This window comes from Pinirhizobacter sp. (assembly GCF_036499745.1).
Classification (GTDB): domain Bacteria; phylum Pseudomonadota; class Gammaproteobacteria; order Xanthomonadales; family Rhodanobacteraceae; genus Pinirhizobacter.
On sequence record NZ_DASYDG010000010.1, the window covers coordinates 13,008 to 36,368 of the forward strand.

Genomic DNA, 23,361 nt, shown 5'->3' on the forward strand with positions numbered 1-23,361 from the left:
CCGAAGGATCCAGGAGACATCGCATGACGATCGACCACCCCCGCGCACCCGAGGACGCCCGCGCCCCGGTTGAAACGTTATACGAGGGCCGGTGGCTGTCCATGCGCCGGCGCGGTCGATGGGAATATGTCGAGCGCAACAACGAGGGTGGCGCGGTGATCATCGTGGCCCTCACGCCGCAGGACAACGTTTTGTTCGTCGAGCAATACCGGGTGTCGATCCTGGCCAATACCATCGAGATGCCCGCGGGCCTGGTCGGCGACCTTGAAGCCCACGGCACCGAGGACGCCATGGACGCTGCCCGCCGGGAGCTGGAGGAAGAAACCGGGTACCGCTGCGGCCGGCTTGAATTCATCCACGCCGGGCCTTCTTCGTCAGGCATGAGCACCGAGATGATCGCCTTCGTCCGCGCCTACGACCTGGAAAAAGTCGGCAACGGGGGTGGCGACGAGACGGAAAATATCCTGGTGCACGAGGTACCCAGGGCCGAAGCCGGGGCCTGGTTGTTCGCAAGGGCCGCCGAGGGGTATTCGATCGATCCGAAGCTTTTTGCCGGTCTCTGGTTCATCGATCATTGCGCCGACACCGGCACATCGTGCGATTAGAGGCCTAAAGGTCTGGCCGAACCTGCCGATGAGGAGGCTACGAGGGCACGCGCCCCCGCCGTTTCCCCATCGCCCAAGGTTCCAACCATGAAAATCGCCGCCATTGCCGCCCTGCTGTTCCTGGCCCCGGTTGCCGCCAACGCTGCCTGCGCCGCGAAGGACTTCACCGTCGACGGCTTCGCCGTCAAGCTGGTAGCTGGTGCCGGCCAGCCGCGCTTCAACATGAAGGGCCAGCTGGTGAACAAGTGTCCGGAAGCTGCCGCCGCCCAGGTCAAGATCGAGGCCAAGGATGCCGCCGGTAACGTCCTGCAGACCAAGCAGGGCTGGCCCGCCGGCACCTCGAACATCGCCCCGGGCCAGAGCGTCGACTTCGACCTCGGCCGCCTGTTCCGCTACCAGAGCGAAATGGCCAACTACACGGTGACGGTGTCCGACGTCCGTACCTGGTAAGGCACTACAGCGCGATATAGCGCAGCAACTCGCCCGCCGCGTATGTCTGGTCGCGGCGCGGCAACCACACCAGCGCCGAGGCGCTGGCAAGGTTGGAAAGCATGTGTGACTCCTGCCGCGGCAGTGGCACGAGTCGAAGCCGGCCATCGTCGGCGATGACGCTCATGCGCAGCAGACGGTCACGTCCGTCATCGCTTTCCACTTCTTGCGCAAGCTCACCCATGCTCCAGTCAGGTATGGCGCGTGCCTCACCCTCAAGGCGTGCAAGTACCGCCGCGGCATGGACCGCCAGGCACACCAGCACGGCGCCCGGGTTCCCCGGCATGCCCATCAGCCAGCTCGATCCCCGCCGGCCGAACCACAGCGGCTTGCCCGGTTTCTGCGCCACCTTCCAGAATTTCTTTTCCACACCGAGCGACTCGGCGGTGGATGGTATGTAGTCACGATCACCTACCGACACGCCGCCGGTGGTGATGACGAGGTCGGAGCTGTCCAGTGCCTGTGCCAGCGCGTCGTGGACGGCGGCGGGATCGTCAGGCACGTATATGCGCACCGGCGCCGGGTAGCCCCTTTCCACCAGCCACGCGGTGATCATCGGACCATTGGCATCGTGGATGCGGCCAGCCGGGGTGTCATCGGCTTCACGTGCCACTTCATCGCCGGTCACCAGCACTGTCACCCGGGGGGCGCCATGCACGATGACCTCATGTACCCCGGCCATCGCCAATGCGCCGAGCAAGCCAGCGTTGATGCGCTGGCCGGCGCCGGCAACGGTATCGCCGCGTTGCAATTCCTCGCCGCGGTAGCGCACGTTGGCACCGACCGGAACAGCTTCGCGCAGCAGCATGTCGTTGCCACTGCGCTCGACGATTTCCTGGCGAACCACCGCGTCGCTACCCACCGGCAACGGCGCACCGGTAAAGATACGAAAGGCAGTGCCCGGAAGCATCGGTGGCGTCAGGGCTTCCCCCGCGGCAACGGTGCCTGCCACCGGCATCACCACCGGGCGCGTTGGGGTGGCATCGCCGGTTTCGCCACCACGGATGGCATAGCCATCCATCGCACTCTGGGTGAAGGAAGGAAGGTCCACGGCGGCCCGGCAGGGGTCTGCAAGAACGCGGCCCAAAGCGCTGGCCAGATCGAGCTTGACCGTCGGCAAGGCGCCGACACCCTCGTACATGGCCAGCGCCTCAGCCAGGGATAGCAGGCGGCGCTCAGGCATAACCGCCGGGATGTGCGTGGCCGGCACGGGCGTCGTCGAGCAGGTGCACCAATCCGGGCAGGATCGCCGCCAGCGATTGTTCGGCTCCCCCGCGGCTGCCCGGCAGGGTTACCACCAGGGTCTGGCCGATATAGCCCGCCGTACCACGAGAAAGCATGGCAAAGGGCATGCGCTGCTGGCCGAAGGCGCGGGCGGCTTCCATGATGCCGGGAAGCTCCATGGTGAGCCTATTTCCGACCACGTCCACGGTAATGTCGCGCGGTCCCGCCCCGGTACCACCCACCGTCAACACCAGGGGTACGCCCGCTCCAGTGAGTTCGGTCAATACCGAGTCAAGTGCCGTCGTGTCGTCAGCAAGCAGCCGGTAGTCGATGGGATCGAAGCCGGCCGCTTGCAGTGCCTGTCGTGCGGCGACACCTGCCGTGTCGGGCTTGTCGCCCCGGGCCACGGTATCAGACAGCACCACGATGGCCGCCGCCTTCGCTGCGCGCAGGCGGCGACGGTAATGCGACTTGCCGCCCTTCTTCTCCAGCAGCCGGCACGCTTCGATGTGCAATTGCTCAGGCTCGGCGTAGGGCTTCAACATGTCGTACAACGTTAGCGCGGCCAGGCTTGCGGCGGTCAGCGCCTCCATCTCCACACCTGTCGGCCCGATGGTGTGCACTTGGGCCGTCACCACCACATAACCATCGCCCAGTTCGAAAGTAACCTCCGCGGCATGGATCGGCAGTGGATGGCAAAGCGGGATGAGTTCATCGGTGCGCTTGGCGGCCAGGATGCCGGCCACGCGCGCGGTCTTCAGGGCGTCGCCCTTTTCCGTGTTGCCGCTTCGCAGCAACTCGATGCAGTGCGCGGGTGCATGCAGGGTGGCCGTCGCCTGCGCCGAGCGCAGCGAGTCCGGCTTCATGCCGACGTCTTTCATGCTGTTTTGAAGTCCTGGTGAGGATGCCGGTGATGGTGCGTCGGGTCATCGTCGAAGTCGTCGCGGATGCAGCAGCCCTCGACGAACGCACTGCTGCCATCAGCGTAAAATTCTTCCTTCCACACCGGCACGCCGTGCTTGACGGCATCCACGGCCCACCGGCATGCCTCGAACGCCTCGGCTCGATGCGGCGCGCGCACGACGCAGGCGATCGCCAGGTCGCCGATGGCAAGCTTTCCCAGCCGATGCTGGATGCGGCAGTACGGCACGCCGAATTTCTCCCGCGTACGCTGTTCGATCTCTCCGATCAGGCGCGAGGCCACGCCTTCATGTGCGGTATAGGCCAGGCCGGCAACCTTGCGGCCGAGGTGTTCGTCGCGCACGGTGCCGACGAAAAGGGCCAGGCCACCGCATTCGGGATGGGCGTCCAGTTCCAGCAAGGTATCGATGGACAGCGGCTGGTACGAAAGGAAAGCCATGGCCTAGCCTCCCGCCACGGGCGGCAGCAGGGCGATGCGTCGATCAGCCGGTAGTGGATCACGGCGGCGCACGATGGCGTCACCGCTGACGCAGGCACAGGCCTCCACGGCACCGGCGAGGTCCGGACGCAAGGCCTTGAGTGCGGCGATGGCATCGCCTACCGTGGCGGCGTCACCCACTTCCACGGCGATCTGGGAAGCACCCGCCAGGCGGGCGACGTTGGCGAAGAATTCGAAGGTCACGGCTGTCATGCGGGTTCCATTGCGTGTTCGTCAACCACCCATCGCATGCATCAGCACGGGCCGGTCCACCGGTCCTGGCGTCGACGCGTAGCCGGGTTCCTTGTTCCACACTGCGCGGCGAAGCAGGTGGACGATCGCCTGATCGTCATCGCCGGCGCGCATGCGCACGCCGAGCGGGGTGCCTAACCGGGAAAACAGGCAGGTGTAAAGCTCGCCAGTGGCCGTGATGCGCAGGCGATCGCACGATGCACAGAACGGATGCGTCACGGTGGAAATGATGCCCAGCGGGAAATGGCCGTCTATCTGGTAGGGACTTGCCGGGTCCGCGCCGCGCGGGAGTTTTTCCACGTCGTGGGCAACGCCGATGGCCGCCAGGATATCGTCTTCGCCCACCACGCTCTCGCGCTGCCAGTGGCCGGGGGCATCAAGCGGCATGTATTCGATGTAACGCAACGGCAGGCCCTGCTGCATGGACCATTCCAGCAGGGGCAGCACCTGGTGTTCGTTCTGCCCGCGTACCACGACGGCATTGAGCTTCACCGAAGCGCCTGCATCCTGCAACGCCTGGATGCCTTCGAGCACCGGTGCGATGCCGCGGCCGGTCATGTTCTTGAACGTGTCTGCATCGATGGCGTCCAGGCTGACATTGAAATCATCGATGCCGGCCTGGACAAGACGGGACGCCACAGGCGCCATGCGCGAGGCGTTGGTAGTCATGGAAATGCGCTCCAGGCCGCGGGACCTCAGGCCCTGCAATTCATCCACCAGGGGCAGCAGGTCTGGCCGCAGCAGGGGCTCACCGCCAGTGAGGCGGATCTGGGTAATGCCCTGGTCGATGAATAGACCGGCAAGCCTGAGCAGCTCCGGTCCGGAAAGAAGTTGTGCCCGGGGCAGCCACGTCGGATGTTCAGGCATGCAATAGGTGCAGCGGAAATTGCAGCGATCCGTGAGGGAAATCCGCAACTTGCGCTTGGTGCGTCCGTGTTGGTCGGGCAGCTGGGCGTTCATCGTGATCATTAACGCACAACTTCGGTCACGGCGACATGATCGCCGTGGGATATCGCACCAGCCATGGCCTGTCCGCAGCCGGTGGCGGCGGCGGAAGGAAGGTTAGTGGACGGTGAACAGGCGGTCGAAGCCGGCGATTCGCAGCGTGTTGCGCAGGTCCGAGCTGGCATTGACGATGCGGATCTCGGCCTGGTCGCCGCCGGCGTGTTCGCGAAGCAGCATCAGCATGCCCAGCGCCGAGGAATCCATGGTGCCTACTTCGCCCAGGTCCACGACATAGCTGCGAGCGCTGTTGCCCTCGGCAAGGCACGCATCATGGAAGGCACGGTGCATGGAAAAATCGAAGCGCTCGCCCAGGTGCAGGGTGAGGCAGTTGTGTTCTGGATCATGGTGGACGTCGAGCGACATGGGGTTCTCCTGATGTCTAGAACAGATCGATGTCGCCGGCGGTCATCGAGGTTTGCAGAGCGGGGCCACGCGAACGAAGACGGGCCTTCTCGCGCTGCTCGGCCAGGCGGGCGCGCATTTTCTGGGCACGATCGGTAAGTTCGGTGGCATCGGTGGAGGCGCAGGCGAGCTCCTCGATGTCACGGGTGCAGTCCGCGGTGATCTCCTGCAGTTCCACCAGGCGCGTGCGCGTCTGGTGCAGCAGCTGGCTGAGGATGTCCTCGAACTGCAGCGAACGGATGGTGGTCGATACATCAGCGCCCAGGCCGCGGTTGATGGTGGCTGCTTCGTCCGCGGCGGCATTGGTGCGCGCATCGCTTTCGGTCAGGTGCACCATCATGCCGTCGATGCCGCCCTTTGCCGCCAGGGCCACGCTCATGTCCTGCGAGGCCATGGCGCCGACCAGCTCACGCAACTGCTCCATGGACTTGCGCGAGCGCTCCACGTGGGTGCCGATCTTCTCGTTGAACTGGTTCGAATGCTGGGCAAGGTTGCGGATCTCACCGGCGACAACGGCAAAACCACGACCGGACTCACCCGCGCGCGCGGCCTCGATGGCGGCGTTGAGCGCCAGCAGGTTGGTTTCCTCGGCGATGGTGTTGACGTTCTTCAGTAGCGCGAACACCGCGTCCATCTCACGGCTCATGCCGTCGATGCGGTAGACAATGCGCAGGCTTTCGCGGGACAACTGTACGATCAGGCCGACGAAGTGCTCGAGCAGATCGCCCGTGTGGGCGGCGAAGTCCTGTACGGAAATTCCCTTGCCCGAAGCTTCGATGATCTGGCGCAACAACGCCTGCTGCATACCGGTTTTGCGGGAAAGACCGTCGAAGCCGCCGCCCAGTTCCGCCACGGCATCGCGCAGCAGGTCCAGCGCCTGGTGCAACTCGCGGCTGGCGTGGCCCAGTTCGTCGACGATGGCGCTGCGCACTTCTTCCATGGCCTCGCGCACGGCGACCGGATCGTTGGAGGAGGCTTCCACCACCTCCACGGCAGCACCGCGGCGGTGGAACAGCACGATCCAGCAGCCGGCAAGCACGGCGACCGCGAGCGGTGCCACCCAGGCGCCGTGGAAGGCCAGCACGGCCACCATGGCCAGGGCGCTGATGACGAAGCCGACCAGCCTGTCGCGGGAATGATTGACGTCCATGATGTTGCCTTTACGGTTCAGCTCGCCACGCGCGTCGGCGCGGCGGCAATGGGAAGATGGGATAACGCGAGTACCCGCGCGGCGATCTGGTCCAGCGGCAGCACCTGGTCGGCGGCGCCTGCCTTGAAAGCGGCACCGGGCATGCCCCAGACCACCGAGGATGCCTCGTCCTGCACCAGGGTGGGCGAGCCGCCCTGGCGCAGTTCGCCCAGGCCACGGGCACCGTCGTCGCCCATGCCGGTCAGCAGCACGCCGATGGCGGCGGCGCCGACGCTGGCGGCCACCGAGCGGAACAGCACGTCGACGCTCGGCTTGTGCCGGTTCACCGGCGGGCCATCATGCAGGCGGCATACATAGCTCGCACCGTTCCACACCACCAGCAGGTGGTGGCTGCCCGGTGCGATGTACGCATGGCCGGGCTGTATCGGCTGGCCGTCGCGGGCTTCCACCACGCGCATGGCCGAGCACTTGTCCATGCGTTCGGCAAAGGGACCTGAGAACGCGGCGGGAATATGCTGGGTGATGACGATCGGCGGCGCGTCGGGCGGCATGGCCTCCAGCACCACGCGGATCGCCTCGGTACCGCCGGTGGAGGCGCCGATGGCAATGACGCGTTGGCCGCCGCGGCTTCCGGCCGCCTGGGTCATCGGCAACACCGCATCGGCGGTCAAGCGCGGGGGTACCTCGAGCCTGGCAACGTCCACGGAACGAGCCTTCGGTCGGGACGCGGCTGCCAGGCGGACTTTCTGGCAGATCGCCAGGGTGTTCTCAGGCAGGTTGTTGGCCAGGTCGTTGTCGGGCTTGGCGAAGAAATCCACCGCGCCAAGTTCCAGCGCGCGCAGGGTGACATCGGCCCCGGCGGTGGTGAGGCTGGACACCATCACCACCGGCATCGGCCGCAGCCGCATGAGGTTCTCAAGAAAGGTCAGGCCGTCCATGCGCGGCATTTCCACGTCCAGCGTCAGGACATCCGGCGAGAGCGCCTTGATCTTCTCGCGCGCGATCAATGGATCGGCAGCCACGCCCACCACCTCGATCGCCGGATCGGAGGAAAGCATGGTCGTCAGCAACTGCCGCACCAGGGCGGAGTCGTCGACGATGAGGACGCGGACTTTTTGCATGGGTTACCAGTGCCTGTACCTGTTGCCTTGCTACGGAATGCCCGGGCGAAGGGGAGCTTCAGAAAAGCTCCACTTCCCCCTTTATCGGATCGTTGGCCAAACGCTTGAGGTAGCGCCGTTCACGTTCGACCAGGGTGGTGTCGTGGACCGCCCGCAGGTGCCGGACCCTGGCTTTCCCCGAATGGGGGAAAAACTGCACCTGGCGGGGATAGACGTCGCCCAGGTCCGAAGCGCACAGCTCCAGGCCCTCCGCCGCCACGTACTTGCGGACGAAATCGATGTTGCGCTGGCCGATGTCGGTCATCGCGGCGAGCACGCGGGCGCCGCCGAAGATCTTCACTTCCAGATCCTGGCGCTGGCCACCGGCACGCAGGATGGAGTTGATCAACTGCTCCATGGCGTCGTTGCCATAGCGGGCGCCACGGCTCACGGTGGCCGTCCAGCCATCGCGCGGGCCTGTCGGCTCGGGCAGCATGAAGTGGTTCATGCCGCCGATCCCGCGGCGTTTGTCGCGCACGCAGGCCGAGACGCACGAACCAAGTACCGTGGACACCATCTCGTGCTGGGCGCTGACATAGAACTCGCCGGGCAGGATCTTCACCGTCACGCAGTCCTGCGCCGGGTCCCAGAACCGCCGCACGTGCTCAAAGCCGGGCAGGACGCGTTGCGGGTCGAAACCGACGAAGGTGCGCGGCGGCGACAGGGGCATGGGAGTCATGCGGTGCGCTTCCGGTAGATCGTGCGTCCCACCAGGTCGAAGTCCTCGGAGAGGCCATACATGGATTCGGAATGCCCGAGGAAAAGGTAACCGCCGTCCACCAGCTGCCGCGCGTAGCGCGCAAACAACCGCTGCTTGGTCGGCTTGTCGAAATAGATCACCACGTTGCGACAGAAGATCGCATCGAAGGCGTGCTGCATCGGCCATTCGTGCAACAGGTTCAGCGGCAGCACCGTCACCAGCTCACGCAGGCGCGGGTGCACGCGGGCAAGGCCGGCGTAACTGCCCTCGCCGCGCTGGAACCAGCGCTGGCGGCGGCTTTCCTCGACACCAGCCAGGCGGTCGATCGCGTACACGCCCTCGCGCGCGGTGCGCAGGGCCTGCGGCGAAAGATCCGTGGCAAGGATCTTCGCATCGATCTGTGCGCCGGATTTTTCCAGTGCTTCGGCCAACACCATGGCCATGGCGTAGGGCTCTTCACCCGTGGAACAGCCGGCCGACCAGATGCGCAGGCGGCCATGGCGCTTTTCGTTCAACCAACGGGGCAAGAGCTCGTTGGCAATGAAGTCGTAGTGATGCACCTCACGGAAGAACGAGGTGACGTTGGTGCTGATCGCGCTGGCCAGTTCGCCCATCTCCGTGTCCGGATCGGAGCGCAGTAGCTGGCAATAGGCCGCGAACCCGTCAAGCTTGAGCGCGCGCAGGCGGCGCAACAGGCGCCCTTGCACCAATTGCCGCTTGTGGTCGCCCAGGCTGATGCCGCAATGGGTGAGCACGAACTGGCGCAGGAACTCGAACTCTGCATCGCCCAGCACGGGCCCGCCCACGCCCGCAGGCGCGGCGGGATCGCCGTCATCCAGGGGCCGGGCATTCACTTAGAATTCCTTCCAGGCGCCGCTATCGGCCGTCTCGGCCGCGCGCGTGGCGCGGGCCGGCTGCGATTGCCGCACCGCTTCCAGGATGGCACTGACTTCATTGGCCTGGGCCTTGGCGCGGACGACCGGGCTGGTAACCGCCACGGCGGCCTCGGCCTCGTTGCCGAAGCGGAAGAAACCAACCTGGCGTGAAAGCTCGCCGGCCTGCTCCTGCATGGCACGCGCGGCGGCTGCGGCTTCTTCCACCAGGGCCGCGTTCTGCTGGGTCATTTCGTCCATCTGCAGCACGGCGTGGTTGACCTGGTCGATGCCCGCGGACTGTTCGTGGCTGGCAGCAGCGATCTCGGCAACGATGTCGGTTACCTTTTTCACGCTGTCGACGATCTCGGCCAGCGCCTTGCCCGACTGGTCCACGAGCTCCGAACCGGTGCGCACCTTCTCGGCACTGTCGTTGATCAGGCCCTTGATTTCCTTGGCTGCGCCGGCGCTGCGCTGGGCAAGGTTGCGGACTTCGGTCGCGACCACGGCGAAGCCGCGGCCCTGCTCGCCGGCACGTGCAGCTTCCACTGCCGCGTTCAGAGCCAGCAGGTTGGTCTGGAAGGCGATCTCGTCAATCAGGCTGACAATGTCAGCGATTTTGCGGCTGGAGGTGTTGATCTCGCGCATGGCAGTGACGGCCTGGGCCACCACTTCGCCACCGCGTTCGGCCTGCTCGCGGGCACCGCGGGCCAGCTGGTTGGCGTGGCTGGCGTTCTCGGCGTTCTGCTTCACGGTGGAGGTCATTTCTTCCATCGAGGAAGCGGTTTCCTCAAGGCTGGACGCCTGTTCCTGCGTGCGCTGGGAAAGGTCGTCGTTGCCGCGGGCGATCTGCTGCGAGGCGCTGGAGACGGCCGTGGAACCGTGGCGCACTTCGCCGACGATGCCCACCAGGCGCTGGTCCATGCTGCGGAAGGCTTCGAGCAGGCGGCCCAGTTCATCATCGCGACGGGTTTCGATGTTATGGCCGAGCTTGCCTTCGGCAATCTCGTTGGCCACCTTCACCGCATAGCCAAGCGTGCGCACGATGGAGCGGATCAACAGGGTCGCCATCACCAGCGATACGAGCAGGCCCAGCGCCAGGGCAGCGATGGAAACCACGCGGATCTTCTTGTAGGTCGAGACCTGGGCGTTGAAGATGGCCTCGGCATCGGCGCGCTGCGCTTCAACCAGCTTGGCCAGCGCCTCCTGGCGCTGCATCAGCAGCGGGCGCATCTCCAGTTCCAGCGAGTCGCTGGCGCCGGCGTCGCCCTGCTTGAGCGCATCGACGACGTCGGCCTTGGCCTGGATATAGTCCTGGTCGGTGGAATGCCAGTCTTTGTAAGCTGCTGCAACGCTTGCGGACTTCGGATACGTGTCGAACTTCTTCTTGATCACGTCCAGGCGCGCTTGCAGCTTGTCGAACTCGGCGACCTTCTGCTTGACCTGGTCCGGCTTGGCGATCTGCGAAGCTGCCTCGCCGAGCACGATGAAAGCCTGCAAGGCGTTGGTATTGACCTCGCTGATCAGCTGCGCCGGCTCGAGTTCTTCCTCGTAGATCTGCCGCGTACCCTCGTTCTGGCGGTACATCGAGCCCAGGCCGATGACGGCGCCGCCGACAAGCATCACCACCAGCAACCCAAGCACGCCGACCAGGCGGTTACGCACGGACAACGCGGGCATCTTCAACTTTAACTTCAGCTTCTTCATGATGGATCCTGTTATGCCACTGCTTTCACGTCGGCCGCCGCGGGTAGCGCGGCCTCGAGCATCTGCGCGTCCTGCGGCTGCAACAAGCGGTCCACGTCGAGCAGCAACACCATGCGCTCGCCGACGGAGGTCAATCCCTTGAGGTATTCGGTGTCCACCGCCGTGCCCATGTCGGGCACCGGGCGTACCGCGGCAGCCTCGACATCGACCACGTCGGATACCGCATCCACCACCACGCCGAAATTCCTGCCGGCGACGGCGACGATCACGGTGACGGTAGTGGCGGTGTATTCCTCGCGTACCAGGCCGAAGCGCAGGCGCAGGTCCAGCACGGGCACAATCGCGCCGCGCAGGTTCAGCACGCCAAGCACGTAGGACGGTGCTTGCGGGATGCGGGTAACCGGAGTCCAGCCGCGGATTTCGCGTACGGCAAGGATATCCACGCCGTATTCCTCGTTGGCGAGGTTCACGGTGAGGTATTGCGTGGCATCCATGGCCTGGTTTGCTGCATCGTTCATCGTTCGTCACCTGCGGGGTTCATGCCCGCCCCTTAGATTCGTTCATCGAGCTATCGGCAGCCCGGGGGCTACCCTTGAATATTCATGCCGCCTTGCGCCGCGATTGCTGGCGAACCAGTCCCGCGATATCCACGATCAGCGCCACCGCGCCATCGGCAAGGATGGTGGCGCCGGAAATTCCCGATACTCGCCGGTAGTTCGCTTCGAGCGACTTCACCACCGCCTGCTGCTGGCCGATCAGTTCGTCCACGAACAGGCCCAAACGGGCGCCTTCGCCCTCGACCACGATCACGATGCCTTCGCCGATGCCGCGGCGCGAACCGGCGCAACCGAAAGCGTCGGCGATGCGTACGATCGGCAGCCATGCATCGCGGAAGCGGAACAGCTCCCCGCCGCCGGCCACGGATTTCACGCCATCGGCCTGTATCTGCACCGATTCAATGATCGACACCAGCGGCACGATGTACGTCTCGCCGGCGACGCTGGCGGTAAGGCCATCGATGATGGCGAGGGTCAACGGCAGCGTGATGGTGAAGGTGGTTCCCTTCCCCGTTACGCTGCGGATGGCTACCGAACCGCCCAGGTCGTTGACGTTCCGGCGCACCACGTCCATACCCACGCCACGGCCGGAAAGGTCGGTGGTGGCGGCAGCAGTGGAGAACCCCGGGGCGAAGATCAGCTCGGCGACATCGTCGTCGGAGAGCCCGTCGCCGGAGCTCAGCAGGCCGCGTTCGATGGCCTTGCCGATAATCGCCTCGCGGTTGAGCCCTGCGCCATCGTCGGCCACTTCCACCACGATCGACCCGCCCCGGTGGAAGGCCTCCAGGCGTAGCGTGCCAGTTTCGTTCTTGCCTGCCTCGCGGCGGCGCGCAGTGGATTCGAAGCCATGATCGATCGCATTGCGCACCAGGTGAACCAGCGGGTCGCCGATCTTCTCCAGCACGCTCTTGTCCAGCTCCGTGGTTTCACCGCGCAGATCCAGGCTCACTTTCTTGTCCAGCTTCTGCGACAGGTCGCGTACCAGTCGCGGGAAACGATTGAAGACGTGGCTGATGGGCAGCATGCGGATGCCCATCACGCTTTCCTGCAGTTCGCGCGTATTGCGCGCCAGCATGGCCAGGCCCGCGCGGAACTGCTCAAGGCCGGCGGCATCAACGCCGTCGGCGAATTGGCTGAGCATCGACTGGGTGATCACCAGCTCGCCGACCATATTGATCAGCAGGTCGATTTTTTCCGTACCCACGCGGATGGACTGTGCATCGGGGTTGGCAGCCACCTCGCGCACGGCGCGCGGACCATTTGGCGTTGCGGCAGCCGGCGTCGTGGACGACACGGCAGGCGATGCGCTCTTGCGCTCGGTGACGGCAAGCTCGCAATCACCGTCGACCCAGTCGAAGACGGCGTCGACCTTGGCGCGGGGAATATCCCCATGCAGGGTGAGCTGCCACGACGTGTACGCCGATTCGGCATCCATCGCCACCAGCGAGGGCAGCGCATCGAGGTTCGCGAGGGTCTCAAGGCGGCCCAGGGCCGTCAGTTCGCGGAACATGCGCAGCGGCTCGTTGCCGGTCTTTAGCAGGTAGTCGAAGGGACGGAAGGTGACGTCCCAGCCGGCCACGCCCGCGACGGCCGCGCTGGCCGGGCCGACGGTGGCGACAACCGCGCCCCCGACCATGGCCGCCAGGGCGGACCGCAATGCCTCGCTCTCGGCATCGGCTGCGGCTATGCCGGCGGCCGAACGCTCGAGCATCACACGCACCACGTCGACCGAGCGCAGCAGCAACTCCACCGCCGCGGCATCGATCGCCCGGCGGCCCGAGCGCACTTCCTCGAGCAACGATTCGGCCACGTGGGTGAAGGCGGCGACGTCGGCAAAACCGAACGTGGCAGCGCCGCCCTTGATCGAATGGGCGGCGCGGAAGATCGTGTGGATCAATTCCCCGTCATCGGAACCGGCATCCAGTGCCAGCAACGCGGCTTCCATGGCCGCGAGGCCTTCGTTGCTCTCATCGAAAAATGCCCGATGGAACTGGGCCAGATCCACCTTTGCCATGAGGGTCAGCCCAACACGCGGCCGACGGTGGCCAGCAGTTGGTCAGGATCGAACGGCTTGACCAGCCAGCCGGTGGCGCCGGCCGCCTTGCCTTCCTGCTTGCGCTCCGGGTGTGACTCGGTGGTGAGCATCAGGATCGGCACGCCCTTGTATTCGGCCAGGCCGCGCAACTCGCGCACCATGGCGATGCCATCCATCACCGGCATGTTGACGTCGGCCAGCACCAGGTCGAACTTGCGGCCCTTGGCCGCCTCCACGGCCAACTGTCCGTTCTCGGCTTCTTCCACATCGTGGCCTGCGCCACGCAAGGTGAAGGCCACCATGCTGCGCATCGAAGCTGAATCGTCTACCGCAAGAATCTTAGCCATCTTCTACCTCGTCAAAGCCGGCATCAGGCCGCCGGCAAGTTCATTGTCTGGTTCAGTCCAAGCATCGCGGCGCCCTCACGCAAGGCCGGGCTTACCCGGCTCCAGCCTACGGGCAGGCCCGCGCCGATCGCGTCGCGTGCGAAGGCGCACAGCACCTGCAGGGCCGCCGTATCCACCTGGGCCACGTCGCCGCCATCGAGCGTCACCGGGCTACCTGCCCCCAAAGCCTTGAGCAAACGCTCGCGCAGGGCCGGCGCCTGGGACAGGCGGAGGTCCGCATCGAGGGTGATCGGGGCTAAGGACTTGCGCGAGGCCATGGGAATCCGTGCGTCCCGGGCGGCACCCGGGCTTCTCTTGCAGGGCTTATCGGCGCGAGGGGGTGAAGCTTTAGCTCCGATTGCACTAAAGACCGCGACGGCGCCGCCGATACCGTGGGGGACAACCCCTCATCCCATGCAGGAACTTGCGACGGTGATCATCCAACCCACGACGATCGCTGCCCAGGTCTGGGCCGGCGCTGCCGCGAGCAGTGTCGGTGAAGCCCTGCGCCTTGGCGCCGTGATGCAGGCGCAATCGCTGGGTTTGAACGACGAGGGCCTGCTGGTGCTGCAGATCGCCGGCATGACGGTGGAGGCCGATGCGACCTCCGTGCCGCTGCCCTCTCAGTTCACCGTGCGCGTGGCAAGCAACGGCCCCCTGCCCCAGCTCGAAGTCGTGCTGGACGCCGCCGAAGACCAGGTACTGATGCAGGCCCTGCGCGACCGGCTGCCGCAACAGGCGGGCTACGCACCCTTGCTCGGCACCCTCGATGCGCTCTCGCGTCGTCCCGCCGCGAGGAATTTGCCGCCGGAACTGCGTACGGCACTGGCCAATCTCGAGCAGGCCATCCCCACGCCCGATGAGCTCTCGCTACCGGACAAATTGCAGCAGGCGATTGCCCGTAGCGGCCTGTTCTTCGAGTCGACGCTGCTCGATGAAGCCCGGCAACAGGACGGCAGCGCACCACTGAACAGTGGACCGCCAGCGGGATCGCCGACGGGAACGCCAGCCGGCACGCCGCAGGGCGCCGGCGCCAACGCCGGACCCGCGCCAAGTTTCGGACAGGCGCTAGGGCAGTCCCTTGGCCGCTCGCTTGGACAACTGCTGGGACAGGGTCCGGGAACCACCGGGACGCCAGGCCGCCAGGCCGACACACCGGTGCAACGCCCCGCGCCGCTGCCGTTACCGGGTGGGAGCGCCGCACCTGCAGACGGCGACGACTGGAAAGCCGCCCTGCTCAAGGTAGTAGCCGCCCTGGCACGGCAACCGATGCCCGGCAACCGCGTCACCGCACAGGATGCGCAGGAAGTACCGCCGCCATTGCGGCAACGGGCACTTCTGACGCAGGCGCGGATGGTGGTCGATGCCGAGACTGACGTCGACAGCCTGGTCGAGCACCTGCGCACGAACGTGCGCGGCGCGGTGGCCCGGCTGGAGGTGAGCCAGCTCGAATCGCAACCGCAGGCCAACGCGTGGATGCTCGAACTGCCGGTCCGCGGGGTGCGCGGATACGACGTGCTGCAATTGAAGATGGAACGCGAACCCAACACGGCGGGTGAATCCTCCAGCGACAGCTGGACACTGGGATTCACCATCGATGTGCCCAGCCTTGGGCCGCTGCAGGGCGACATCCACTTGCGTGGACTGCGGGCGACGGTACGGGTGTACGCGCAGTTCGAACCGGCCGTGCGCCAGCTCGAGGCGCAGTCACCGAAACTCCATCGCCTCATCGAAGAGGCCGGCATGCAGGTGGAGCACCTGGCCATCGTGCAGGGCCTGCCGCAGGTGGCAAGCCAACGCAGCGCCGTGTTCCTGCAGGCCATGGCATGACCCAGGTCCTTCCCTCGCCACGGCGCAAGGTAACGCTTCGCCTCTCAAGTTCCGCACGCGCTACGGTGTCGCAGAAGCTCGGTACCGAAGAGGTGGAGGCCCTGCTGGCGCGCGCCCATGCCAGGGGGCTGGCGCCCAACGTCGATCCACAGGTGGCCGCGGTACTCGCCGCGGTGCGTCTGCGGGAGGATATTCCCGACCAGCTTTATATATTGCTGGCGGCGGTGCTCGGTGCCATCCACGGTGCAGGCGAGGGCTAGGCGCAAGAACGGTCAAACGCGAATGGCCGGCCCTGGGCTAACCTTCGCCCTGGCCTTGGATCAACGCGGAAGACGACAGCATGGGTGCCGCCGGCAAAGCCCTTTGGTACATCGAAAGCCACTACGAGCAAGAGCTCGCCCTGGCCGATATCGCACACGCGGTGGGCGTCTCGCCGTTCCACTTGTCGCGGTTGTTCCAGGCCAGCACCGGCAGCCCGATCGTGCGCTACCTGCGCGGACGCCGGCTGAGTGAGGCGGCGCGCAAACTCGCTGCCGGAGCCGGCGACATCCTCCAGGTGGCGCTGGTCGCCGGATATTCATCCCATGGTGCATTTACCCGCGCGTTCGGCGAACAGTTCGGCCGCACGCCCGACGATGTGCGCGAGCATGGCCTGCGCAGCCTGCCACTGGTGGACGCGGTCAAGCTGGACGATGTTTCCGCCCCATGCGCACAGGAACCGCGCCTGGCTGATGCCGATACCCTGCTGATCGCCGGCATCGGTGCTCGCCACCGCGGCACGTCGGTGGCATCGATCCCCTCACAATGGCAGCGGCTGCTGGGCGAAAGCCGGGATGCCGGGCCGATCGCCTATGGCGTGTGCTGCAACAGCGACGAGGAAGGCAACTTCGACTACATCGCAGGCTTTGCCGTGCCGTCGTTCTCGCATATCCGCACCGGGTGGCAAACCGTACGCATCCCGGCCCGGCGCTACGTGGTGGGCTGGCATGAGGGGCATATCAGCACCATCCGTTCCACCTGGTACTGGCTGTTGAACGACTACCTGCCCGGTTCGGGCCTAACCCTCGCCGACGCTCCAGAATTCGAGCGCTACGACGAACGCTTCGACGACACCACGGGCAACGGCGGCGTTGAGATCTGGCTTCCGCTGGCCGTGAATCAATCCACTTGAAGGAAACAGAAGATGCGATCGATGATTCGATGGCTGGTCCCGGCGCTCCTCGCCATGGCTTTACCGATGGCCGCCTGTGCGCGGCCTTCCACGCCGGTCGGCGAACGCCACGGCACCACGCATACGCCAGGCGCTGCCGCGCGCGATGCCGCCCACCGCGATGTGGTGCGCTATACCGTATGGTACCCGGCGGCTGATGGCTCAAAAGAAACATCGATCACCGTTGGCCCGCCTGACGCGCCCTTATTCAATGTCGGTTCCGCAGCTGCCGACGCCTCCATCGCAAGCGGCAAATTTCCAACCCTGTTGCTGTCTCACGGCAATGGCGGCACCGCGCGGGTCATGGGCTGGTTCGGTATCGCCATGGCACGCGCGGGATACCTAGTGATCGCCGTGGACCATCCGGGCAATAACGGCATGGATCCCATGACCGTGGCGGGAAGCACGCTGATCTGGGAGCGCGCCGAAGACCTCAAGGCCGCGTTGAAAGCCGTTCTTGCCGATAGCACCCTGGCGCCGCACGTGGACACCGCGCGACTGGGCGTTGCCGGTTTCTCAGCCGGGGGGTTTGCCGCGCTTGCCGCCGCCGGTGCCCGCGTCGACCTGGACCACTTCATTGCCTTCTGCCGCGCGCATCCAGGCGACAGCACATGCATGCCGCAGAAGGAGTCGCCGGGGGTAACATTCGAAGACCATCTGAAGGCGGCGGCCACGCCGGAGCTTGCCCCTTTCATGAGCCAGGCGAAGAACGATCACGCCGTGCCCGGTATCCGCTCGGTATTCGTGATGGCACCCGGGATCATCGAGGCGTTCGACCCGGAAGGATTGAAGATCGTGCAGCAACCGGTGTCGATCCTGCTGGGCAAGGCCGACGAGGTGGCGCAGCCTGCCACCAACGGCGAGCTGGCGGCCCGGTTGCTGCCGCATGCGTCCATCCATGAACTGGACAAGGTCGGGCACTACGATTTCCTTGCCACCTGCACCCACGCCGGCCGCGCGCAGCTTGGAGCTTTATGCAAGCACGCAGTAGCGCAGGATGTGACGCATGAAGTGGCCATCAAACAGGCGACGGCCTTCTTCGCCTCGACGCTTCGCTAGTAGGAACCGGGTGGGGCCTTCTCGCCCCACCAGCCTTCGACGGGTTTCACGCCTTCGCGCAAGGCCCGTATGGCGTGCAGCTGGCGCAGGGCGAACTGCCTTGCCATGGCAAGGCCAAACCCCAGCGGTGCCTTGATCCGGTCACGGATGGGCGCCGCACCCGGATACGCCGGATCGATGTGCAGGTATTTCCGGCACGCACGGTTCACCTGGTGCACACGGGCCATGCGCCGCGTGTGGCTGGTATAGAAGGTAACGCCCAGCGACACCGAAACGCCGTCACCGGGCACCACCCAGGAGTTGTCCGTGCGCGTGGCATGCGGCGAGGTGCTCGGGAAATACACGCCATCACCCGGGCCGCTGTCGAATTCATGCGCCGAATGCCGGCTGGCATCGGTCAGCTTCACCTTCTTCAAGGTGTGGTTGACGATGAAATCCTCGACCGAATCGGCTGGTACCGCCACGCGGTCGGAGTCGTCCCACACCGATAACACCTTGCGGCCATGCAATTGCAGCCAGAAGTTATTCTCGCGGTCGATATGGAATGGCGTTACCGACGGCGGCGCGGAAATGAAGAGAAAGCCTGAAAGGTTGAACACACCCGGCTGCTCGCGCTCGACGATCTCGCGCACGGTATCGAGGATGTCTTCGAGCAAGGCGGCGTAACGCGGTACTGACTCGATGTTGTAGAGCGCTATCCAGGAGCCGGTTTCTTCGATACGACGGAACACTTCATCGATGCCGCGGCCATCGGGATGCTCGCCGGCATGGTCGAATTTCGAGTCCTGCTGCATGCCCGGTCGTACGAAACGGCACTTGCCCATGGGCATCATTTCGCGTGCCAGGTTGGCAAGTTCGGGAAGCTGCAGCAGCGGATGCAGGTGGAAGTCGTGGCGAAGCCGGTTGATACGGAAGGTCGAGAACGCCTTTCCGTCCGTCGGCTGCACGCGATGGGCCGAAAGCTCCACGGCACTGGAACGCTGGATATTCACTACTTTGACCCCGCCGTTGCCCGGCCCTCCCAGGGCCGCGCCGACATCATTGGGCATCGACCCGCGCTCTGCCACACGCCGGATGGACTAGGCCGGTGGGTACATCCGGCTCCCATGCAAGGGTGCCCGGTGGGTGAAATGGCGGCCGGTCAGGGGCCCGCGCGCGAAAGCGGAGCTGCATTGTCGTCGGCTGCGGCATGCATGCGCTTGATCCGCACCACGCTACCGCCTTCGAACCGCACGACGTATTCGCTTTCCTCGTGGCTTTGCGACACCACCGGTATCGCGGGGTCCTCAGCATGCCCTGCGAGTTCCGCTTGCATCATCGATGCCGCCTGACCCCTGGGATATAGCGTCATGGGCGGGCTGACCGGCTCGAAACTGGTGAACGAATCGCCGCACCCCCCACATGCACCGGTCACAAGGGGCAAGCGTTTTAGGAAGATGAAGTACTTGTTCTCATGCTTGATCCAGATCCTTTCGGGATTGGCACCCACGTAAGTGTTGACCGCGCCAGCGCTGTTCCATACACGCACGTTGGCCGCCTGGGCGCAGTCGGCCTGCGCGCATTCCTGCAACACCAGGTATTCATCGGGATTCAGGTGCACCGGCCGGATGCTCAGGATGTCATCCTGCTGCAGGGCCTGCGCCGGGAAGACCACCGAGGGCATGCGTGGGTCCACGCGGAAATCGCTGGAAATGACATAGCCGCCGTGGGTGGTGGTGTATGGCGCGGTTACCGTCACGCGTGGCAGTTCGGTGCTCGGTGGCGCGGCCTGCACCGGCGCCTTCGCCGGGACGTCCTGGGCGCCAGCCGCGGCCGAAACCACGGCCAGCGTAAAGGCCGCAGCGCGGAATACGGGCGGCAATCCGATGCTGCAAAAACCCTTAAGTTGCACCTTCACGGCGCTATACCCCCCGCTCGTCGATCAGTCATTCCCTGTCGAGACAGTTAAACACGGCCAGGCGACCGTTGGCCACTCGATGAAAGAACGCTCATGTCATGTCACGACGGCTTGCCGAATATGCAAGGCCGCGCTGCGGACGGACCCGCAGCGCGACACGGGCCTCAGCCCCGTTCCTGCACACGGATCATGTTGCCGGCGGGATCGCGCACGGCGCAGTCGCGAACGCCATAGGGCTGGGCGGTGGGTTCCTGAACGATGTAGGCATCGCTGTCTTGCAGGCGGGCAAAAGCGCCATCGAGATCGGGCGTGGCCAGCAGGATCATGCCGTAGGTGCCCTTGGCCATCATTTCGGCGATGGTGCGGCGCTCGTCGTCGGTGATGCCCGGGCTGGCGGCCGGAGGGTACAGCACGATGGATGTCGCCGGCTGGCCCACCGGACCCACCGTGATCCAGCGGTTGCCGCCATAGGCGACGTCATTGCGGACTTCGAAACCCAGCGTATCGCGATAGAAGGCCAGTGAGGCTTCCGGATCGATTTGCGGCAGGAAACTGGCGTGGATGTTCATGTCCATGGTGATCACTCCGATGAGGTTGGGTCAGGAGCGGTCAGTCTAGGGAAGGCTCAGGTGTGGGCGCTTCTCGATTCCTGATCGGCCGCGTCACCTGCCGCGCCACGCACGAGGGCATGCCCGCCGTTGCCTGTGCCTGTTGGCGTCGATAGCTGCTGGGCGACATGCCCGTGAGTTCCGTGAACCGTGTACTGAAGGTGCCCAATGATGAACAACCCACCTCGAAGCAAACGTCGGTCACGCTAAGGTCGCCACGCCGCAGCAAGGCCATCGCCCGTTCGATACGCCGCGTCATGAGGTAGGCATACGGCGATTCGCCGAAGGCGAGTTTGAACTGGCGGCTCAGATGCCCTGCCGACATGTCCACTCCGCGGGCCAACGCCTCCACATCCAGTGGCTGGGCGTATTCCCTGTCGATCCGGTCGCGGACGCGCCGCAATTGCGCGAGGTCACGAAGGCGCTGGGTGGTGTCAGTTTTGCTGGTCACCACCCGAGCCTGCCACGCCATGGCCAATTTCACTAGAGGGCGCGACGCGCATATTGACTCTGACCCCTAGTGGCTGACACCTAGTGGCGGGTGCCGCCGTGCAGGCGCTGCAGGAGTTCCGCTTCGCTGGGGAAGATGCCGCAGGTTTCGGCGATCTGCTGGGCGCTGGCGCCCTGGCGGGCGAGGCGCTGGGCCAGCATGTAGGAGCGGTCGGCGGGAACGACATCGGCGACGGCCGCGGGCACCTGGCGGGCCTGGATCTCCAGATCGTCGATGCGCTGGTCGAGCTTGCGCAGGGCACCGACCATGACATCGGTAGCGAGATCAGGCTCGGGCGCCGTGAAGGCAGGCGCCTGCGCCGGAATTCCGACGTTGAGCTGGCCCAGGCGACGGTAGACGAACACCAGCATGGCCAGCTGGACCAGGGAAATGAGGCCGAATGCGATGGTAAGCGGGTAGTTCATGACAGGGCTCCGGTTGGACAACCGGTTCCATGCAGAATCCATGCCGGGACAGCAGGTACTAAAGTCGGCAGAGCCGCTCGACATCGACCAGCGCGACGAAACTGTCGGCACGGGGAATGATGCCGCTGACCGGATCGCCGCGGCGGCTGGCGCGGCCCGGCGGTGGGGCGGCGATATCGGCAGGATCCGCCACCAGCATGTCGCCGACGGCATCGATTCGCATGCCGATGGTTTCCTCACCGTGCTCGATCACCATGATGCGTTCGTCGTCGTGGCCGGTATCGATGGCAACCAGGCCGAAGCGGCGGCGGCCATCGAGCACGCTGACAATCTGGCCACGAAGGTTCACCACGCCCATCACTTCATCCGGTGCGCCCGGCACGGGCGTAACGTCACCCAGGCGGATCACTTCGCGCACAGCAGGCAACGGCACCGCATAGTGCTGTCCTTCAAGGACAAAACCCAGCCAGACGCTGTCATCGGTGGAGGCGGCGAGCATGCTCATGGGGCCTCCCCGGCCAGGGTGCGGAAGGAATGGATCAGTGCCGGCACGTCGATCACGCCACAGCGCAGCTCCCGCATCATGCCTACCAGCCACGGACGCGACTGCGTCGGCGTGCGCCAGGCGATGCCTTCGGCGTCCAGCACCACTGATTCTTCGTAGACGGTGCAGGCCAGCGCCCAGGTACGGTCGTGCAGCAATAGCAGGGTATCGGCCTCGGCGCCGGCCATGTCGGGGGCAAGCAGCGCGGCAAGGTCGATCACGCGCGCCTCGCCACCGGGATGCCGCCAGTGTCCCAGGCAGATGTCGGGGTCACCCGGCTCCGGCCGAAGCGGCGGCAACGGCACCATGTGCCGCACCTCGCCCATCGGCAGAGCCAGCCGCACCCCGGCGGCCTCGCACAGCAGATAGCGCGAGGCGTTTTCAGGTGACACAGGATCCGGTGACGCCGTTAGAGGGACGGCTGCCCTCGCCTGTGGCGGGGCGTGCGATTTCGGCGGAGGCTCGATCAGGCTGGACGGCGCGGGCTTGAGCAGCGCTGAAAGATAATCGGCCACCAGCTCATCGGCATCATGGAAGGCGCGCAAGTTCATGCTGCATCCTCCGCGCGTGCATCGCCGGAGACCTCATGGGCTGCCTGGAGGGCAAGCAATTCCTGCAGCAATCTGCGATAGGCCTCGCCACCCCGGCGCGCCGCAGGCCACCAGGCCAGGGGCACACCGGCGGCGCTGGCCTCGCGGATCTGCGTATCCACCGGGATCACGCTCTGCGTCACCAGGTCGCCGTGGACCTCACGCAGCTCCTCAAGGCATGCGCGCGAAGCATGCGTGCGCGCATCGAACAAGGTGGGCACGATTCGCCGCCGCAGCGGCATGCCGCGCGAGCGCTCGATCATCGACAGGCTGCGCAGCATGCGGCCCAGTCCCGCCAGGGCCAGTGCTTCGGTCTGCGTGGGAATGAGCATGCGTTGGCAGGCCGCCAGCGCGTTGACCATCAACACGCCGAGTGTCGGCGGACAGTCGATCAACACATAGTCGAAATCGTTAGCCAGCATGCCCAGTGACGTACTGAGCACCAGGCCCATGCCCGAACGGGCACCCAGCTGGCGGTCGAGCGTGATCATGGCAGGTGAAGCGGGAAGTACCGAAAGACGCTCGAATGTCGTCGCCTGCACCAGGCTCGCGGCCTCCACCACGTCGCCGTTGACGCCGAAGAGATCGTAGACGCTGCCACCGGCGCCGCCCTCCACGCCAACATAGCCGCTGAGCGATGCATGCGGATCCATGTCCACCAGCAGCACGCGCTGGCCCGATTCGGCGAGCAAGCTACCAAGGGCTACCGTGGTAGTGGTCTTGCCTACCCCACCCTTCTGGTTGGCGATGGCCCAGATACGCACC

29 protein-coding genes are annotated in these 23,361 nt (G+C 65.5%); 6 read left to right on the forward strand and 23 right to left on the reverse strand.

Annotation, left to right across the window (positions count from 1 at the left end; all coding sequences use genetic code 11):
• Window positions 1–23: 23 nt before the first annotated feature.
• Together VGM61_RS02930 and VGM61_RS02935 are read left to right on the forward strand one after the other, a co-directional pair.
• Window positions 24–605, forward strand: coding sequence for an NUDIX hydrolase (locus VGM61_RS02930; protein WP_331521218.1), 582 nt, complete (start codon window positions 24–26; stop codon window positions 603–605).
• An 87-nt stretch (window positions 606–692) separates the two neighbouring features.
• On the forward strand, window positions 693–1,055 hold the full coding sequence (locus tag VGM61_RS02935; protein WP_331521219.1) for a hypothetical protein: 363 nt from the start codon (window positions 693–695) through the stop codon (window positions 1,053–1,055).
• A 4-nt stretch (window positions 1,056–1,059) separates the two neighbouring features.
• On the opposite strand, the gene glp is transcribed toward VGM61_RS02935, so the two are convergent.
• From glp to VGM61_RS03010, 15 genes are all read right to left on the reverse strand, one after another.
• Window positions 1,060–2,277, reverse strand: coding sequence for a gephyrin-like molybdotransferase Glp (gene glp / locus VGM61_RS02940; RefSeq protein WP_331521220.1), 1,218 nt, complete (start codon window positions 2,275–2,277; stop codon window positions 1,060–1,062).
• A complete protein-coding gene (gene moaCB / locus VGM61_RS02945; RefSeq protein WP_331521221.1) occupies window positions 2,270–3,199 on the reverse strand; it encodes a bifunctional molybdenum cofactor biosynthesis protein MoaC/MoaB in 930 nt (309 codons plus the stop codon). The genes glp and moaCB overlap by 8 nt, the downstream gene beginning before the upstream one ends.
• Window positions 3,196–3,678 (reverse strand): molybdenum cofactor biosynthesis protein MoaE, encoded by a 483-nt coding sequence (locus tag VGM61_RS02950; protein ID WP_331521222.1) that lies wholly within the window; start codon window positions 3,676–3,678, stop codon window positions 3,196–3,198. The genes moaCB and VGM61_RS02950 overlap by 4 nt, the downstream gene beginning before the upstream one ends.
• A gap of 3 nt (window positions 3,679–3,681) precedes the next feature.
• The gene (locus VGM61_RS02955; protein WP_331521223.1) at window positions 3,682–3,930 is read right to left on the reverse strand and encodes a MoaD/ThiS family protein; all 249 of its coding nucleotides are present in this window, start codon (window positions 3,928–3,930) and stop codon (window positions 3,682–3,684) included.
• Between the two features lie 21 nt (window positions 3,931–3,951).
• Window positions 3,952–4,929: a GTP 3',8-cyclase MoaA gene (gene moaA / locus VGM61_RS02960; RefSeq protein ID WP_331521224.1), complete on the reverse strand. Its 978-nt coding sequence runs from the start codon at window positions 4,927–4,929 to the stop codon at window positions 3,952–3,954.
• A gap of 102 nt (window positions 4,930–5,031) precedes the next feature.
• The gene (locus tag VGM61_RS02965; protein WP_331521225.1) at window positions 5,032–5,337 is read right to left on the reverse strand and encodes an STAS domain-containing protein; all 306 of its coding nucleotides are present in this window, start codon (window positions 5,335–5,337) and stop codon (window positions 5,032–5,034) included.
• A 16-nt stretch (window positions 5,338–5,353) separates the two neighbouring features.
• Window positions 5,354–6,526 (reverse strand): methyl-accepting chemotaxis protein, encoded by a 1,173-nt coding sequence (locus tag VGM61_RS02970; RefSeq protein ID WP_331521226.1) that lies wholly within the window; start codon window positions 6,524–6,526, stop codon window positions 5,354–5,356.
• A 17-nt stretch (window positions 6,527–6,543) separates the two neighbouring features.
• Window positions 6,544–7,647 (reverse strand): chemotaxis response regulator protein-glutamate methylesterase, encoded by a 1,104-nt coding sequence (locus VGM61_RS02975; RefSeq protein WP_331521227.1) that lies wholly within the window; start codon window positions 7,645–7,647, stop codon window positions 6,544–6,546.
• 58 nt (window positions 7,648–7,705) lie between these two features.
• Window positions 7,706–8,365: a chemoreceptor glutamine deamidase CheD gene (gene cheD, locus VGM61_RS02980; RefSeq protein WP_331521228.1), complete on the reverse strand. Its 660-nt coding sequence runs from the start codon at window positions 8,363–8,365 to the stop codon at window positions 7,706–7,708.
• Window positions 8,362–9,240 carry a protein-glutamate O-methyltransferase CheR gene (locus VGM61_RS02985; protein WP_331521229.1) on the reverse strand — a complete coding sequence of 293 codons (879 nt, stop codon included), beginning with the start codon at window positions 9,238–9,240 and terminating at the stop codon, window positions 8,362–8,364. The genes cheD and VGM61_RS02985 overlap by 4 nt, the downstream gene beginning before the upstream one ends.
• Complete coding sequence (locus VGM61_RS02990) at window positions 9,241–10,965, reverse strand: methyl-accepting chemotaxis protein (protein WP_331521230.1); 1,725 nt, start codon at window positions 10,963–10,965, stop codon at window positions 9,241–9,243.
• Between the two features lie 11 nt (window positions 10,966–10,976).
• Complete coding sequence (locus VGM61_RS02995; RefSeq protein WP_331521231.1) at window positions 10,977–11,483, reverse strand: chemotaxis protein CheW; 507 nt, start codon at window positions 11,481–11,483, stop codon at window positions 10,977–10,979.
• Between the two features lie 82 nt (window positions 11,484–11,565).
• Entirely contained in the window at window positions 11,566–13,536 is a 1,971-nt protein-coding gene (locus VGM61_RS03000; RefSeq protein WP_331521232.1) for a chemotaxis protein CheA, read from the reverse strand.
• Between the two features lie 5 nt (window positions 13,537–13,541).
• On the reverse strand, window positions 13,542–13,904 hold the full coding sequence (locus VGM61_RS03005) for a response regulator (RefSeq protein ID WP_331521234.1): 363 nt from the start codon (window positions 13,902–13,904) through the stop codon (window positions 13,542–13,544).
• A gap of 23 nt (window positions 13,905–13,927) precedes the next feature.
• Window positions 13,928–14,221: an STAS domain-containing protein gene (locus VGM61_RS03010; protein ID WP_331521235.1), complete on the reverse strand. Its 294-nt coding sequence runs from the start codon at window positions 14,219–14,221 to the stop codon at window positions 13,928–13,930.
• Window positions 14,222–14,375: 154 nt separating this feature from the next.
• On the opposite strand from VGM61_RS03010, the gene VGM61_RS03015 reads away from it, so the two are divergent.
• The 4 genes from VGM61_RS03015 to VGM61_RS03030 all read left to right on the forward strand — a co-directional run bounded on the left by VGM61_RS03015 (window position 14,376) and on the right by VGM61_RS03030 (window position 18,042).
• Window positions 14,376–15,773 (forward strand): flagellar hook-length control protein FliK, encoded by a 1,398-nt coding sequence (locus VGM61_RS03015; RefSeq protein ID WP_331521236.1) that lies wholly within the window; start codon window positions 14,376–14,378, stop codon window positions 15,771–15,773.
• Entirely contained in the window at window positions 15,770–16,033 is a 264-nt protein-coding gene (locus VGM61_RS03020) for a flagellar biosynthesis protein (protein WP_331521237.1), read from the forward strand. The genes VGM61_RS03015 and VGM61_RS03020 overlap by 4 nt, the downstream gene beginning before the upstream one ends.
• Before the next feature lie 80 nt (window positions 16,034–16,113).
• Complete coding sequence (locus VGM61_RS03025) at window positions 16,114–16,944, forward strand: AraC family transcriptional regulator (protein WP_331521238.1); 831 nt, start codon at window positions 16,114–16,116, stop codon at window positions 16,942–16,944.
• 12 nt (window positions 16,945–16,956) lie between these two features.
• Complete coding sequence (locus VGM61_RS03030; protein ID WP_331521239.1) at window positions 16,957–18,042, forward strand: hypothetical protein; 1,086 nt, start codon at window positions 16,957–16,959, stop codon at window positions 18,040–18,042.
• Here the strand turns inward: VGM61_RS03030 and VGM61_RS03035 are convergent.
• The 8 genes from VGM61_RS03035 to VGM61_RS03070 all read right to left on the reverse strand — a co-directional run bounded on the left by VGM61_RS03035 (window position 18,039) and on the right by VGM61_RS03070 (window position 23,360).
• Window positions 18,039–19,091 carry a JmjC domain-containing protein gene (locus VGM61_RS03035; protein ID WP_331521240.1) on the reverse strand — a complete coding sequence of 351 codons (1,053 nt, stop codon included), beginning with the start codon at window positions 19,089–19,091 and terminating at the stop codon, window positions 18,039–18,041. The two genes, VGM61_RS03030 and VGM61_RS03035, sit on opposite strands and share 4 nt — an antisense overlap.
• A gap of 92 nt (window positions 19,092–19,183) precedes the next feature.
• Window positions 19,184–19,939, reverse strand: a complete 756-nt coding sequence (locus tag VGM61_RS03040) for a hypothetical protein (RefSeq protein ID WP_331521241.1) — start codon at window positions 19,937–19,939, stop codon at window positions 19,184–19,186.
• Window positions 19,940–20,103: 164 nt separating this feature from the next.
• Window positions 20,104–20,514, reverse strand: a complete 411-nt coding sequence (locus VGM61_RS03045) for a VOC family protein (protein ID WP_331521242.1) — start codon at window positions 20,512–20,514, stop codon at window positions 20,104–20,106.
• Between the two features lie 34 nt (window positions 20,515–20,548).
• A complete protein-coding gene (locus VGM61_RS03050; RefSeq protein ID WP_331521243.1) occupies window positions 20,549–20,998 on the reverse strand; it encodes a helix-turn-helix transcriptional regulator in 450 nt (149 codons plus the stop codon).
• 80 nt (window positions 20,999–21,078) lie between these two features.
• The gene (locus VGM61_RS03055) at window positions 21,079–21,462 is read right to left on the reverse strand and encodes a DUF2802 domain-containing protein (protein WP_331521244.1); all 384 of its coding nucleotides are present in this window, start codon (window positions 21,460–21,462) and stop codon (window positions 21,079–21,081) included.
• Between the two features lie 58 nt (window positions 21,463–21,520).
• Entirely contained in the window at window positions 21,521–21,967 is a 447-nt protein-coding gene (locus VGM61_RS03060; protein WP_331521245.1) for a chemotaxis protein CheW, read from the reverse strand.
• Window positions 21,964–22,557, reverse strand: coding sequence for a chemotaxis protein CheW (locus VGM61_RS03065; protein ID WP_331521246.1), 594 nt, complete (start codon window positions 22,555–22,557; stop codon window positions 21,964–21,966). The genes VGM61_RS03060 and VGM61_RS03065 overlap by 4 nt, the downstream gene beginning before the upstream one ends.
• Window positions 22,554–23,360, reverse strand: coding sequence for a ParA family protein (locus VGM61_RS03070; RefSeq protein WP_331521247.1), 807 nt, complete (start codon window positions 23,358–23,360; stop codon window positions 22,554–22,556). Before VGM61_RS03070 ends, VGM61_RS03065 begins: the two co-directional genes overlap by 4 nt.
• Between the last annotated feature and the right edge of the window lies 1 nt (window position 23,361).